The organism is Streptomyces sp. CG4, assembly GCF_041080655.1.
Classification (GTDB): Bacteria; Actinomycetota; Actinomycetes; order Streptomycetales; family Streptomycetaceae; genus Streptomyces.
In genome coordinates this window covers 9,537,258-9,551,948 of the sequence record NZ_CP163525.1, presented here as the reverse complement: position 1 = coordinate 9,551,948, position 14,691 = coordinate 9,537,258, and the positions used below count along the sequence as shown (strand labels likewise).

Genomic DNA, 14,691 nt, shown 5'->3' with positions numbered 1-14,691 from the left:
GAACAAGCTGAGCAGTGCAGCCCACCGTCTGCATGCCATGTCCCGAGCGGCGTAGGCGAGCAGCTCACTGATAGCCGCCTCGTTCGACGCGGGCGGCCGCGCCCGCCACTCCCCCAGCGTTTCCCGCACCGTCCGCGCAACCGCGTGCGTATACGGCGTCAGATCCTCGTCCAGCGTGGTGATATCCCCGGCTGAGGCAGGTCCGGTCACGTCACGACCACCGGCCCGTGAAACGTGTACAAGGACATACCACGCCAAGCACTCGCCAGGGCCCACGCGGTGAGGTTGCCATCGAGCCCGATCTCCCGCCCGCTGCCATGCAGGTGCAGCAAGGAGCACAGGTGATGCACGCCTTGATCGACCGCACCGCTCGGCCCGACAAGGTCACGGATCATCGAGGGCGCACCGGACTCCGGCAGGACGAGATCCGTGGCAGTGTCGACGAGGTCGATGCTCGGCACAGGCGGAGATGTATCGGCCGTTGAAGTCGGCCGCGGCCGCCCCGTACGCCGCCTCGTGCCCGGCCTCCCAGCCGGCGCGCTCGGCCAGGTCAGGGCTGCCGGCCACGCTTCGTCCAGCACCCGGCGGGCCTCGCCGGCGACCGGAGGGGTTCTCTTCTCGGCTCCACCATCCGACAATGAGCATGCCAAATCCGGAAGTGCTCCGGTACGGAGAGGATCCCCCCCCACATGAACAGACCTTCTCTCATCGCCGCTTTGTCGGCCGGATGTCTCGCCGTCGTCACGCTGCTCGGCGCGACCGCCGCACCGGCCGAGGCCGCGGCAAGGCCCGCGGACGCGCAGGTCAGCTTCGCCGGGACCGTGGCGTTGGACGACTGCTCCGGGTCCGTCATACGGACTCCTACTGCGACGGACGACGAACCGGCGATGGTCATGACCAACGGGCACTGCCTGGAGAGCGGAATGCCCGCCGCGGGGCAGGTCATCACCGACCAGCCGTCCAGCCGGACGTTCACGCTGCTGGACGCCAACGCAAACCAGGTCGGCACATTGCAAGCCACCAAGGTGCTGTACGCGACGATGACCGACACCGACATTACGCTGTACCAACTGAGCAGCACCTACGCCCAGATCCGCCGGCAGTACCAGATCGACGCGCTGCCGCTGGCCACCACCCACCCGGTACAGGGGGACAACATCGAGGTGGTCTCCGGGTACTGGCAGTCCACCTACTCCTGTGCGATGGACGGCTTCGCCTACGAGGTCAAGGAGGCCGACTGGACCTGGAAGGACTCGGTCCGGTACACCCCGGACTGCCATGTGATCGGCGGTACTTCGGGCTCACCGGTCATAGACACCTCGACGGGCCAAGTGGTGGCGGTCAACAACACGACCAACGAGAACGGCGAGCAGTGCACCCTGAACAACCCCTGTGAGGTGGACCAGAACGGCAACGTCACCATCCACCAGGGCATCGGCTACGCCGAGGAGACATACCTGATCGCCTCCTGCGTGGGCTCCGGCAACCAGATAGACCTCACCCTGCCGAATTGCGCCCTCCCGAAGCCGTAACACGTGCGGAACGCCCTGGCGAGCGCAGCGCCAGGGCGTTCCCTTCAGGGCTTGATGTCAAGGTCTGATGAGGGCAGTGGGGTGACTGCGAGGGGCGGGGCATCGTTACCCAAGACGTAGTCGGCACAGGCAGTGGTCCAGCACCTCGCGGCCGGAGCCGGGATGCCGATGAACTCGGGGATCGACCGATCCATGTACTGCTGGCGCGCACGGCGACGCGATCAGTGCTGACAATCGAGACCTTCTCCAGCGTAGTGATCGAGCCTCGGCTCGTTGCGCGGCTGCTTCTTCCCCGGTTGCGGCCACTGCCCGTCCACAGCCCGCCGGACCGTCCTCCACGCCACGTTGTGCGTGCGCTGAGGGGACGTCCTTGTGGCTGGTGAAGACGCCGTAGCGAGAGACGACCGTCTCGTCGATCAGTTCCTGCGGAGACTCGCCACGTCCATCTGCTCTCCCAGGAGAGCGCCGACTCATGCAGCAGTGCCTCACCGCTCGAACAGGACATGGCCAGGGCCAGGAACCGCTCGATCCGCCCGAGGTCCAGTTCGGCCGCGAGCGACACACAGATGACGACGTAATCGATGTTAGTGGCCAGCACCTGTCCGTCGGAACGCTTGGACGACGTCGACCGCAGGGAGGCGGTACGGCGCGGCAGCAGAGTCCGCACGTACCGCGGGTCGCTGCCTTCGGGGTCGACGGCGACCCAGTCTCCCGTGCACACGACCTTCATGGGGTCGCGGGGGACGACGAACTCGGTGTCGGCACGGACGATGCCGGCCGGGGTGACGACGTCACACTGGCCGCGGTCGACGCGTACGACACGACCGGGCAGGAGACCCTGCTCGGCATGCGGAACGAACTCCGCTTCCCATCCCTCGCCCCAGCCGTACGGCACGAGAGGAAGCGAGGAAAATGAGGACGAACCCGCGGAAGAAGAGAAAGACAAGGAGAACCCTTCACAAGGGTGGCCCCGGCACCGCGCTCACTGGCGCGGGAGAAGAGTGAGGTCAGCCGGAGACCACGGAGGTGGAATGGATGAACTTCCGGATGCAGGCAGCGCCCATCACAGAGACAGCCATCGGTCACACCTCCCGTTCTCCACACGACTGACCGCGGCAGCCGGCGGCCACCGCGAGGAGCAAGCCCCACCTTAGAGGGGCTGGCTCTGCGGCACCAAAGAATTTCCCGCGTCGTTCCTCGAGGAAGACGACCAGGCCGCCTCCGGTGGACGACGGGCTCGGCAGCCCCATGCGCCGACGATCTTCCGCCCGTCGGTATCCGGGCCATCCGAGATCGCATGCCCGGCCGCCGGATCGAGCAGCACGCCCACGCCATGTTCCTGCCCAGTGGCGAAGGGCTCAACATCGACCGCCCTGCACAATGGTGCGTACCAGCCTGGGAGTTCGAGACCGAGCTCTACACGGACCTGCCGGTGCGATGGCACACCGCTCGACGCCCTGGCCAGGAGGTTGAGCCTCAGGTCCGGAGGACGGACGAGGATGCCGTCGCGTTCGTCGAGGCTTGTGCGCAGGCTACGGACCGTGCGAAGAACCCTGACGAGTATGGGTACTTCAGCGAGTGATGGCAGAGGCACGTCCACCTCGGCCCTTTCCGGGTTCGGCTTCTTCGGGCGGGTGAATGCCAGGGGTTCGACTCCCCTAGGCTCCACCTGATAAATGCCCCCTGACCTGCGGCAACGCAATCAGAGGGGTGTTTTTTCTGTTTTCCAGTGCTGACGCGTCAGCACTGGGGTGCTGACGTAAGCGCCAGGCAGCCCGTGTTTACGGTGCTTGGAGCGGTCTTCTCGCCGCTGGAGACGACGTACTCGTCCGGCCCGAGCGGGGCACCCTCGAACGTACGGGCGTATAGGTCAAGGACACGCCGGGCTTTGGCGCGGAAGTCCGGGTCGCGGATGAAGATCCAGGACCGGTACCGCCAGGGCTTGAGTACGTCCTCGCGCAGCCAGCGGCGCACCGAGGACGCGGAGACGGTGTCGGTGATCCCGCGTGCGGCCAGCTTGGCGGCCAGCTCCGGGCAGGATCAGCGCGACAGCGCCACACCCGTCTAGGCGGCACCAGCCTCGACGGTGGCGAGATAGGCGTACGAGGCAAGGTTCTTGACGGTGTAGAAGCTCACGACTTGTCCCGGATCGTGCAGGCGTGGTTGTCACTCATCGGGCAGGACTGCAGCCGTCCGCTCTCCGGCCGCGCGGTCATTCACGGCTCGAATCAGGCACTGTCGGCCGTCGCCCAGCCAGCCGGCCTGGCGGGTCGAGCCTCCGGACGTGTGGTGATCCGGAGCGCGGGCAGACCGCGGCGTCGGATCATGAACTCCGCGATGACGATGTTGGGAAGCCAGCACAGGAAGGGCAGCGGTGCGTAGGCCTCTCGCAGGATGGCAGGGAAGGGGTCCGTGCCGTGGACGAAGGGAATCTGGGCGAGGATCAATGCGCCGAACCACGATCGCAGGGTGACCGCGGCGTAGGTGAGGGCGAAATTACGGATCATCCATGCCTGGTGGCCGGGTATGTCGCGCCCACGGATGGCTCGGTAGCCGCGCCATGCCGTCCATCCCCACAGCACCGCGAGTGAGCCGAAGCCGAAGAAGCCCAGCAGTCCGACCGAGCTGAACAACGACATCACGAGGGCGGAGACAGAGCCGATCGCGACGCTGGCCAAGTAGATGCGGCCCACGGCGCGGTGCACCAGCGGGTGTCGACTGCGCAGCCGCCTGGAGAACTGCCATGGGCCCAGTGCCAGGGAGAGCCCGGCGGAGGTGATGTGGAGGTAGAAGGCCAGCTGGATCGGCCAGGCCCGCGATGCGTAGTCCTCCGCGAGCCCGACGTGCTGGTGCGCGAGGGAGTCGAGGGTGCCCTGGGCGTACTGGCCCGTGAAGTACCCGGCGACCGCGAGCGAGGACAGCGCGACCCAGGCCCAGCTCCACCGGCCCCGGCGCTTGCGGGGAAGCTGCCCGATCTGCACGGGAGGTGCGACGGCGGTCATACGAACTCCTTGGCGTCACCGAGCCACTTCAATGTGAATGCCTCTAACATAGCAGCAATGTTAGAATCATCAACATGGATTCGGCCCTGACTTTCCGCCTCCTGGTGCGAATGCCCAACCTCCGACCGCACCCGTGGGGTATCAGCTGATGTCACGCGCGACGTACCACCACGGCGCACTGCGGCAGGCGTTGATCGACGGAGCCCGCGAGATCCTCGCCGAACGCGGACACGACCAGTTCAGCCTCAACGAGGTCGCCCGCCGCGCCGGCGTGAGTACCGCAGCCCCCTACCGCCACTTCGAGAGCAAGGACGACCTGCTGGCAGCGGTGGCCGACCAGGGGTACGCCACGCTGCACCAGACTCTTGACCGGACCGCGGCGAGCACCGACGACGTGCGCGAGCGACTCCTGCGCCTGGGCGGGGCGTACGTGCGCTTCGCGCACGACCACCCCGACCTGTTCGTGACCATGTTCCGCGGGCGGCCGAGCCCCAGCCCAGTCGGTGTCGACTCCTTCAACATCCTCCTGCGGAGCGTCATCGACGCCCAAGCGGCCGATCTCATCTCCACTCACCCGTCGCCGGAGCTGATGGCCAGATCCATCTGGGCCGCGCTGCACGGCCTTGCGGTGCTCAGCCTGCGACAGCCCCACCAGCGGTTCGGCATGGACGAACCCCCGGAGGACCTTGCCGCCCACACACTGTCAGCACTCCTGGGGTTGTAGACACCCACGTTGAACACGCTGACCGGGGGGAATCGGATTCGGCACTCGGCGCGCGGAAGGCCTTCTCGATAGCGGATTTTCCTTCTCGCATCTCCCGGAGCGACGGGGAAAAGCCCGGTTACACCTGATCGGCAAGCTCCAGATAGAAGGGGGCACGTGCCCGCCTCGGACGCTGACAGCGATTCGGGGGGGCTCGACGGCCCTGGTTCGGCAGGGCCTTCTCGGCCGTAGATGAAGGAAGTCACGAGAAACGGTCGGGGCCGCTCGCAGCAGCACCGTGGGCTGCCGCCTGGATGAAGTGGTCACTTCCGATCAGTGCGCCGGCCCCGATGAAGGCCATCCCGCCCAACAGCAGGGACACCGCCGTCCCCATCATGTACCGCCACATCTGCACCCGTGCCGTCTGAGGGCGCCGACCTTCATACAGCACCGGAACCCCACGCCCGGTCTCCAGGCCCATCCCGCTCCCGCGCATCCGGGGTGAGAACTCCACGCGGTGTCCCTGCTGGTCGTGGAAGGCGATGCACCGGCACCCAGATGTGCCCGTCGTCCTCGATGACCTGCGTGTTGTCGACCACGACGCTTCGCGTGTGAATGCCGTCCCGCCGAAGCCGCCGCACCACAGCCGTCTCCCGCCACGCGAAGCCGAAAAGCGGCGCGGCCGCCGAAGCACACAGCACCGCGCCCGTAGTTCCGTTCGACACCGACCGCCCTTCCCGTTCCGTCCGGCACGCCGAGTCCCCGAAGTCGAGGAGCCACAGCACCCTGAGGACCGGCTGCAACACCAGATGACCCGGCTCCCGGAACGCCGGATCATCTGCGGGACGGTCCTGCCAGCCACGTCCAGGCGGCAGGACCACCGACACCGCTACGAGCGCGGCGGCGGCCGAACCGCCCTGGCACCGCGGCCCTGTGCTCAAAACCCTGATCCGGGCCAGGGTCCAACGCTGGTCCTCCCAACCATGCGGCGGCCGGCTCCCGCGCCAGCTCCTTCTCCAGCTCGGCACACTGCTCGTCGGAAAGCTTGGGCAGTTTCGGCGGCCCAGCGGAGGCGAGCGCGGCCATTCCGCCCTCCCGCCAGGCACGACGCCGGCGTTCCACCGACCGCTCACTGACCCGCAGGTCCTTCGCGATCACCGTGGTTCTCTCGCCACGAGCGAACCGTTCACCGGCCTCGTATCGGATCCGCTCGCGAAACCGCCGCCGCTCCGCGGTCAGCCCACCACCCTGCGCGAACCGCATACCACCGGCCCACCGCAGGGATCACTACACGTCATCACACCCGACAACAACCCGAAGAGCTCAGTAATCCGTCCAGACGAACAAGGGATCGTGATTCCGGTGTCCGGGTACACGGGCTTGCTCTCAAGCTACCTTCCGCCTCGCGTCACCGAGTTGACGCGGAAGATCGCCCGAGGCGATGGAGGAAACCGCAGTCGGCACTTGCGTGACGGCAGGGTCGCGGCGTCGTTGGACGATGCATCCCCCGATCCGGGCCCCGAGGATGTCATGACTGATCCCCTCGGGGCCCGTGGTGTGTCCTGACCTGATCCGATCGGGAAGCGTCGACTGCTCGCTTTCCGGCTTCGGCTGTCGATAGCCTTCGTCTTCATGATGCGCGCCTGGATCTTGCCGATGCTGCTGGTGTTCTGCGGCTCAGTCCTTGCGGCTGGGCTGATCGTCAGCGGGTCCCCCGGCGCAGCCGCAGCCCTCCTGCTGATCTTTGTGCTGCTCGCAGGCGTGAACTCGCCTCTGATCTTCCCGAGGTCGATCAACGCCCTGGAGGCACAACGCCGCAGCGCGATCGACGGCCGGCCGGTCGTCTTCTGGCGACCGGGCTGCACGTACTGCATACGACTGCGCATACGGCTGGGCCGCAGTGCCCGTCACGTGCACTGGGTCAACATCTGGCGCGACCCAGCCGGAGCCGCAGCAGTGAGGGCAGCCAACGACGGCAACGAGACCGTGCCAACCGTCATCGTGGCGAGCCAAACGCACACCAACCCCGATCCCGCATGGCTGCGCAAGCAGCTCTCCCGTTCCGCGTGACCGGGAGAGGCGCCACATCGCAGAAGCGTCCGCATACGCCGACCAACGGACAGTAGAGCGGTGACGCACGCGCCAAGCAGGAGCCGTCGTTCTCGCGGAATGTGCGCGTTGATCACGTGATGCCCAGGGCTGCGAGCGTGCGGGCGGTGTCGTGTGCGTGGTGGAGGAGTCCGGCGGCGATGCTGTCGTAGCCCGTCAGGCGAAGGGCCCCGGTAGCAGCATTTCGCAGCGTGGCCAAAATGCGGGTCCACGTCCTGGTCGCGGTGAACGGCCTGTGCATGCCGAGTGATCTGACGGTTCAACGCGAAGACCCCCGCGGCGCGTATCCCGACACCGTGGGGGTCTTGGGGTCTTCTGTCGTTCGGTCAGAACGTGCGCGAGGTGACCCAGGTCGCCTGACTGACCGGGTTGTTCAGGTCGAACGTGGTCCCGGACAGACGCCCGTCCGCGCCCCGAACCCCGGTGTAGCGGCCCACGGCCCCGTTCGACCAACTGATGGTGAAGTAGATGTTCTGTCCGTCCACGGCACCGTTCAGGAGGGTGCCGACCATGTCCCCCTGGACGGCGGAGCCGTAGAGGTTCCCGCCGCCGTCCTGCGTCAGGTTGACCGTCAGGAAGGCGTTGCTCTGGTAGATGTCCCAGACCCCGCCGGCGTAGAACCCGGCGGACCGCACGGAAATGGTCCTCGAAGCGGTGACGGTCGTCGCGCTCGCGGGGGCGGCGACGCCGATCCCGGTGACGGAGAGGAGAACTGCGACGGCCATCGCGGTGAGGAGCCTGAGCACGCGGCGTGAAGCGGACATGAGTCCTCCGGAGGAGGTCGGATTGGACGTGAGCAGCGGTGCCGCGGCGACCGCCGGTGAACCCGTGAAGCTGCCGCCGACCGCGAGCGCGGTCGTCGTCGGAAGCAGAACCAGTCGTTTCGCAGCTTTCATGCTTTCCTCCCTATGGCCATTGCGCGGTTGCGCTGGCCCATGTCTAGCTGGCAAGGGTTGTCCGGCGCCGGGACGTGGACGTCGGACATCAACAGCTGGACAAGTGCCACGCAGCGCGGCTACGGGAAGGACGCCCTCGAAGATCGTCGGTCACTGGTGAGGGGCAGCTATCACCCGGCTCGTGCCGGTGGAATTTCTGGCTGATGAGCAGGCTTCCGATGTGCACGGTCCACGGTCCGGTACATGGCCTTGTTCCTGGGGGACCCGCTCGCGGTGCCGTGGCCGGTGGTGGAGCGTCTGGCGGCCGCGCAACTCGGCATCGAGGGCCCATCGGTCGTGACTCGGTACACCAAGCGGCGGCAGACGCTGTACGACCATGCGTGGGAGATTCGGGATGCCTACGGCTACCACCTGCACGAGGACACCGAGTGGGACCGGCCGTTCCGTACGTTCCTGCACGGGCGGGCGTGGACGCATACCGAAGGCACGGTGGCGCTGTTCGACCAGGCGGTGGGCTGGCTCCGCTGTCACCGGGTGGTGCAGCCCGGCGTGAGCGTTCTGGCTCGGCAGGTGTCCGAGGCCCGGAAAGTTGCAGAGAACCGGCTGCACGCTACGGGCGCGAAGGCTGCCCGCCGGACGGATCCGGCTCGGCCCGGGGATCTGGTGGCGACCTGGTGACGCCGCTCGCCGTGCCGCTCGCGCGGCGGAGCGGTCGTCTCCGCCTACCGCACCCGCCGTTTCACCAAGGTGCCCCGGCTGAAGAAGGCGCTACGGGTGCCCACCCCCGCCGACCGCGGCCCCGGCCGCCCCTGGCACCCCGTCGCCGGCGCCCGTCGACCCGGACCTCCAGCGCAGACATCCGCATCGGCTACACACACTGCCCGACCCTCGGGCAGGAACTCGACTCCCAACTCGACGCACTCGCCAAGCACAGCGCCCCGAGGGACGAGGTCTTCAGCTAGAAGATCAGCACCCGCGTGCGAGTGCGCCCGCAGTTCGAGAAGGCTCTGAAGACCGCGCACGAGATCAAGGCGCACGCCAGGCAAGCTGTTGTTCGCGATCCTCGCAGCGATGGCGGAGAACGCGCGCGAGAACATCCGCGAGTCCACCCTCGAAGTGCTCGACACCGCCTCCCGCAAGAACAGGCACGGCGGACGGCCGCCGGTCATCACCCACGGCATGCCCCCACACCGGGCCGCGACGCCGCGCGAACGGCGAGTCCGTCGAGCACATCCAACCCGACCTGATTATCCCCACCGGCAAGCGCAAGGAACAGAACCCTTCCGTCGCCAGCATCTACCGGGCGCTCGCCGAACACGAGGAGAAGGACGCGTACCCAGAGGCCGTCGCCCTGAGGTCGTCGCCCAGGGGCCATCGTCCAGAGGCATGCCGACTTCGCTGGCCTCCAGGACGCCGGCGGCATCCCCAGAACACGGAGACCTTCCCTTCAGTGCGTGATCGTTCTCACCGATATCCGCTGTACCGATCCTCCCCAAGGCCGGCGTAGCCCCGCAGCTGCACGACAAAGGGGCCGACCGGAACTCCCGGCCACCCCGCGGCAGTCCACCCCCGGACATGATTGTTGCTGCGCAGCACCGGCTCCCGCACAGACCGCGGCGCCCCGGACCTCGGCCATCACAAGAGGCCCGGGACGCCCCCCTTCCCAGCCCGCCGACCCGCGACGCCTCAGGAGGGGGCGCACGGGCCAGCGGGGGCTATCCAACCCCGAAGAACAGCACGCAGGCGAGGAATCACACCCACCACGCCCGCGCCGTCACGGGTCCCGCCAGGGAGCTAGCAGCTCGTGCCGCCGCCCAGGCCCAGCAGACTGAGCACAGCTCTCAGCAGACCACCGAGTAGACCACCGGACTCGGTGCACTGGGAACCACCGCTGCTGCCACCACTGCCACTCGGCGGCGTAGCCGGGGACTCGCCGCCACTCGGCGGCGTAGCCGGAGACGCAGCACCACCACCCGGCGGCGTAGCCGGGGGCGCGGCGTTGCTGCCACTGCCGGCGGAGCCGCCGGGAGTGGAGGGAGCGGGAGCGGAGGGAGCGGGAGCGGGGGCCGCCTGTGCCTGGGCGGGAGCGGCGAGCGCGAAGGCACCCACGGTGAGCAGCACACTTGCGGTCGTACGGGCCATGGAGCGGCGTACGCAGTTCACATCTGACTCCTGACGATCCGTTAGTAGAACATAAACGACATTAGGTGCATCTCGCCCGCGAGAGCGCGGCTACACGGATACACGGACGTAAAGGAATGGTTTGATAAGTGTGGATAATTCGTGACGCCCTGTCGGTCAATGGGGTGAAGTGCCAGAGGTGCGAGGTGGTCGTGCTCGCGCTGCTGGGCGAGTCGCCGGACGGGATAGCCACGGACGGCACCGCGGTGGAGAAGGGTCCTGAGCTCGGTGAAGGTACTGAGCGAGGGCGTCACAGACGCAATCCGCAGCGGCCTGCCTGCGCCTCACATCGCTCAGGGCTTCGCGGGTCACTCCGACAGTCAGGCCGCCCTCGACCCATCCCTCAAGCGCCTGGCCGATGTCCCAACGCCTGCCGGCTCGGCACCGCGCGAGCTCAGCGTCCCGTCAATGGCGACCGTGTTGCCCATCGCGGAGGTGAGCCAGAAACGGCCCGCGCCACCGCGATGCGCAGCACCGCGTCCGGACGGACCGTCACTCCTGGACCGGGTATCCGATCTGCGCGATGTCCTCCGCGAGGCCATAGATGTCCACCGACGGGTTCAGCAACGACACGACGCCCTGGGTGAGGGGGCGCAGCGCATAGACGTGCCGGACAGCCGCGGCGCCCACCGGCACCTCGTAGTACTCCTCCGCGAACTGCTGGTATGCCTCGGGACAGCCATCCAGCAGGACGTCGAACAGCCACTCGACGCTGCCGCCGTCCTCAACGCCCTCCGGCAGGGGCTCGACGGCCCCTGCCTTCCATACGGTGTCGGCTTGTTCGCGCCAGAAGCACACCGTCGCCCGCGGCGTCCCGTGGTCACTGAAGGCAGGCTCCTCGACCTGGGCGCGGAACGCTTCCGGCACCCCGTGAAACAGGCCGGGCCACGGGGCCGGAGGCGTCACTCGATACGGGGTCATCGGCGACTCGTGATCGAAGCCGCGGGCATAGGCGCCCGCCGGCGAGAAAACAATCGAGTACTCGTTGCCACAGCCGTCGCGCATGGAAGCCATCTCCTCCGTCGGCGACCACCGGGAGTCGAACGAGAAGTATCGATCCCCCCACTCCGGGCTCAGGATGGCATCCAACATCGCCATGGCACGGGAGCGGTCCCGAACGATCGAGATCTCGGGCAACCGGCGGATCAGGTCAGAGACAGGCACGGTCACATCCAAGCCGATCCCACTGACAGCGCTCGCACCGCCCACCCTGCGGGATGCACGCAGCTCGTGTGTCAGGTAGCGCCACTGCAGCCCGGCAGGCGCAAGCGTGCGTGTCTGGGCAGGCGGCTTCGTCCTCATGGCGACAGGCTCGGCCATCGGCCAGTCGGGCGCCCACGACGAGACAGCCAAGGCTGCCGCAGAGGCGAAAGAACCGACCGTCACTGCCACGGCGACAGTGACGGCCACGCCCAAACCCGCTGTCACAGTCATCAAGACCGCCAAGCCCGCTCCCGCTCCGACGGTGACCGTCACCAAGACGGAAGCAGCCGACCCCAGCAACTCCGGCCTCGACAGCGGCAGCAGCAACAGCGCCACGTGCTCGTTCGACTCCAACGCGGGCAACTGCTACTCGGCGGGCGAGTTCTGCCGCAACGGCGACCACGGTGCCGTGCCACAACGACCGACGCGAGAGGTACGTCCATCACATGTTCCCTCAGCGCCAGTCGCTGGCGCTGGACCTACTCCCGACCTGGCCGGAGAGAGTCGGGCCGACCGCGCAGCGGCTCGCCCGCTGCAGATGTCGCAGCAGTCCGGCCCCGGCCGATCCCCCGCTGGTTCAAGGTTCGGCAGTTCAAGGTTCGGCAATGGCTGGTGCGTCCGTTGAACATCCCGTGGGCTCGGTACGCAGCGCGAGTGGATGCGTCGTGCCGGGCTGTCGGGTGGGTTGTCCCACCGTCTCGCTGAGAAGGGTCCGCACTGTCATGACCGTCGTGCGCCCGCGCGACCGTGGGCCACTCCCGCGGAGAGACGCATCCTGAGGAACAGCTCAGTGACCCGCCAGAACCACGCCGCGAGCGGGGCCACACTCAATACGACCGCCCGGCTGACCAACCGCGACGACCGACACCACCGGCACAACGGCAAGGCCACATCAGCGACCACCAGCGCCCCCAAGGCTCTGGCCAACGGCAGCGACAACCTCTTGCTGACCCAGTTCACGGCCCCGCTCTCAGCTGCAAACCGTTCACCGCGCCGGATCAGTCCAGCGACGGCCAGGCCACATCCGCCCTCGCGCTGGACGAACTGTCCGCCGCGGCAGACCAGAAGGCGCCGATCGCTCTGGTCCCCCAGAACGACCCGATGACGCTCGTTGACGACCGTAGCAGCGTCGCGAAGACCAACGCGTACCGGAAGGGAGTCAACATGCCCGCGGTCGCTGCCGGCGCCGCCCGTGACGGAGCGGCCTTCTGCACCACCTTCTTCCGCGACCCGGCCGGTATCCAGCGCGTCTTCAAGGACAAGGCATTCTTCGAGAAGGCGCCCTCGCCGGACCCGGCCATGGCACCAAACCTCTCCGGTTTCCTTGCCGCACGGGCCAACCAGACGTTCACCAACCTGGGCTGCGATCACCTTCTCGGCGCCGCCGAACCTGTCATCCTCACCACGAACGCGGACGGCCTGATCACCGACGCGGTGCTGACAGCGCCCAGCCAAACGCCTCCCCCGACCGTTCCCACGACCGGCACCTCCCCGTCCGCGTCGCTCAGCACCCCCTCGGCCGGCACCAGCGCCAGTCCGACCGCCACCACCAAGGCCGCCTCGCCAGCCGCACAGCCGCACACCTCATGATCGGCGCTCCCCTACACCCGGCGGAGTAATCACGATGGCTCCCCCCGCAGGACGACCGCGGGTGTGCCATGGGCGATGCTGTGGGCTGTGACAGCTGATCTTCGCCGAACCGGAGCAGGAGAGGGAGACGGGGGCGGGCACGGGGGCGACCCTCCGGCATCCGCTCCGCCGTCGCTCCCTGCCGAGCGCCCGCACCGGCCACGCCGCTCCCGGCTGCGGCAGTGGCTACGGCGCACCGCGCTGGGATGCGCCGTCGCGCTGGTGGTCATCACAGCGGCCTCGTTCGTCTACAACGGCGTCACGGCGGGGCGTGCCGCGCCGCCGCCTGGGCTCAGGTACGTGCAGGCCGCCGATATCCGCACGCGCTACCAGACCTGGGGTACGGCGGGCCCACCGGTCGTCCTGGTGCACGGCGCCTTCGAATCCGTGGACACCTGGTCGCGCCTTGCCCCGCTGCTCGCCCGCGACCACCGGGTGTACGCACTCGACCTGACCGGCGACGGCTACAGCGAGCGCCACGGCCCCTACACCGTCGACCATTTCACCCGGCAGCTCCTGGGCTTCCTCGACGCCATGCACCTCGGCGGTCCGGGTGAGCGCCCGCTGCTGGTGGGGCACTCCAGCGGAGCCGCCGTGGTCACCGAGGCGGCGTTGCGAGCCCCTGGCCGGCTGGGGGGTGTCATGCTCCTCGACGGCGACGCCCTCGACACGGGTGCCGGGCCGCCGCCTGCCTTCAAGTACGTGCTGATCGACCCGTACCGCACCAGCGTGCTGCGGCTCGGGCTCGGCATCGACGCGGTGATCCGCAGCCTGTACGACGCACAGTGCGGGCCTACATGCCCGCCCCTGGACGCCGCCGCCCTGGACCAGTGGCGACGCCCGCTCCAGGTGCCGGGCGCGGAGAACGCGCTCTGGAGCATGCTGGCCGCCGGGGTGCCGGGGCTGCCGACGGACCAGGTGGCCCGGCTCGCCGGGGTGCGCCTGCCCAAGTCGGTGGTGTTCGGTGCCCAGGACGACGTGTTCACCCGGCAGACGCCACAGGAGACCGCCCGGCGCATCGGCGCACCACCCGCGACGCTCATCCCGGGCGCCCGGCACTTGACGATGATCTCCAGCCCCGAGACGGTCGCGACGGCCGTGGACAGACTCACGGCGGCATCGATCGCGGCATCTCGGTAACTCCACCGCTACCCCCGGGGCGTACGTCAAAGGTCAACTGTCCAGACCACCTCATCAGTTGTGGCAGCGCTGTGGCTGCGGCCCACCGCCTCCGGCCGGTGGGCTGCAGCCCGGACGGATCTCTCCTCGTAGCGGTCATGCACAAGAGCACCCACGACTCCGACCTGCAGCACAACCCGGTCGAGATCGCAGGCCCCCGCACTGGGCGCAACCTTCGTCACCGTGCCGGACCATGCCGGTATCGGCAGTCAGCCGGGCGGCTTCGGCATGGGCATCGACATGGTCGGTTCCACGCA

12 protein-coding genes and 2 pseudogenes are annotated in these 14,691 nt (G+C 68.1%); 7 read left to right on the top strand and 7 right to left on the bottom strand.

Annotated features, from left to right (window positions below):
- Positions 1–206: 206 nt before the first annotated feature.
- Positions 207–461, bottom strand: a complete 255-nt coding sequence (locus tag AB5L52_RS44030; protein ID WP_351578764.1) for a hypothetical protein — start codon at positions 459–461, stop codon at positions 207–209.
- 228 nt (positions 462–689) lie between these two features.
- Between AB5L52_RS44030 and AB5L52_RS44025 the strand changes: the two genes are divergently transcribed.
- Complete coding sequence (locus AB5L52_RS44025; RefSeq protein ID WP_369368639.1) at positions 690–1,532, top strand: serine protease; 843 nt, start codon at positions 690–692, stop codon at positions 1,530–1,532.
- A 475-nt stretch (positions 1,533–2,007) separates the two neighbouring features.
- On the opposite strand, the pseudogene AB5L52_RS44020 reads toward AB5L52_RS44025, so the two are convergent.
- Positions 2,008–2,478 (bottom strand): annotated as a pseudogene (locus AB5L52_RS44020) (GTPase RsgA); the annotation flags it as partial.
- A gap of 996 nt (positions 2,479–3,474) precedes the next feature.
- Between AB5L52_RS44020 and AB5L52_RS44015 the strand changes: the two are divergent.
- Positions 3,475–3,600: a hypothetical protein gene (locus AB5L52_RS44015; RefSeq protein ID WP_351766909.1), complete on the top strand. Its 126-nt coding sequence runs from the start codon at positions 3,475–3,477 to the stop codon at positions 3,598–3,600.
- A 160-nt stretch (positions 3,601–3,760) separates the two neighbouring features.
- Here AB5L52_RS44015 and AB5L52_RS44010 read toward each other — a convergent pair whose 3' ends face one another.
- Positions 3,761–4,534 (bottom strand): DUF2306 domain-containing protein, encoded by a 774-nt coding sequence (locus AB5L52_RS44010; protein WP_369368638.1) that lies wholly within the window; start codon positions 4,532–4,534, stop codon positions 3,761–3,763.
- 148 nt (positions 4,535–4,682) lie between these two features.
- Between AB5L52_RS44010 and AB5L52_RS44005 the strand changes: the two genes are divergently transcribed.
- A complete protein-coding gene (locus tag AB5L52_RS44005; RefSeq protein WP_369368637.1) occupies positions 4,683–5,258 on the top strand; it encodes a TetR/AcrR family transcriptional regulator in 576 nt (191 codons plus the stop codon).
- A 241-nt stretch (positions 5,259–5,499) separates the two neighbouring features.
- On the opposite strand, the gene AB5L52_RS44000 is transcribed toward AB5L52_RS44005, so the two are convergent.
- Together AB5L52_RS44000 and AB5L52_RS43995 are read right to left on the bottom strand one after the other, a co-directional pair.
- Positions 5,500–6,075 carry a DUF3592 domain-containing protein gene (locus AB5L52_RS44000; RefSeq protein WP_369368636.1) on the bottom strand — a complete coding sequence of 192 codons (576 nt, stop codon included), beginning with the start codon at positions 6,073–6,075 and terminating at the stop codon, positions 5,500–5,502.
- Positions 6,072–6,500 (bottom strand): helix-turn-helix domain-containing protein, encoded by a 429-nt coding sequence (locus AB5L52_RS43995; RefSeq protein WP_351032953.1) that lies wholly within the window; start codon positions 6,498–6,500, stop codon positions 6,072–6,074. Before AB5L52_RS43995 ends, AB5L52_RS44000 begins: the two co-directional genes overlap by 4 nt.
- Before the next feature lie 369 nt (positions 6,501–6,869).
- Here AB5L52_RS43995 and AB5L52_RS43990 point away from each other — a divergent pair, with 369 nt between their 5' ends.
- Entirely contained in the window at positions 6,870–7,307 is a 438-nt protein-coding gene (locus AB5L52_RS43990) for a glutaredoxin domain-containing protein (protein ID WP_369368635.1), read from the top strand.
- 365 nt (positions 7,308–7,672) lie between these two features.
- Here AB5L52_RS43990 and AB5L52_RS43985 read toward each other — a convergent pair whose 3' ends face one another.
- Positions 7,673–8,242, bottom strand: coding sequence for a hypothetical protein (locus AB5L52_RS43985; RefSeq protein WP_369368634.1), 570 nt, complete (start codon positions 8,240–8,242; stop codon positions 7,673–7,675).
- 225 nt (positions 8,243–8,467) lie between these two features.
- Here AB5L52_RS43985 and AB5L52_RS43980 point away from each other — a divergent pair.
- Positions 8,468–8,914: pseudogene (locus tag AB5L52_RS43980) on the top strand (DUF4158 domain-containing protein); the annotation flags it as partial.
- Positions 8,915–10,915: 2,001 nt separating this feature from the next.
- On the opposite strand, the gene AB5L52_RS43975 reads toward AB5L52_RS43980, so the two are convergent.
- Complete coding sequence (locus AB5L52_RS43975) at positions 10,916–11,962, bottom strand: hypothetical protein (protein WP_369368633.1); 1,047 nt, start codon at positions 11,960–11,962, stop codon at positions 10,916–10,918.
- Positions 11,963–12,790: 828 nt separating this feature from the next.
- Between AB5L52_RS43975 and AB5L52_RS43970 the strand changes: the two genes are divergently transcribed.
- Positions 12,791–13,216, top strand: coding sequence for a hypothetical protein (locus tag AB5L52_RS43970; protein WP_369368632.1), 426 nt, complete (start codon positions 12,791–12,793; stop codon positions 13,214–13,216).
- Between the two features lie 261 nt (positions 13,217–13,477).
- The gene (locus AB5L52_RS43965) at positions 13,478–14,395 is read left to right on the top strand and encodes an alpha/beta fold hydrolase (RefSeq protein WP_369368631.1); all 918 of its coding nucleotides are present in this window, start codon (positions 13,478–13,480) and stop codon (positions 14,393–14,395) included.
- Positions 14,396–14,691: the final 296 nt, after the last annotated feature.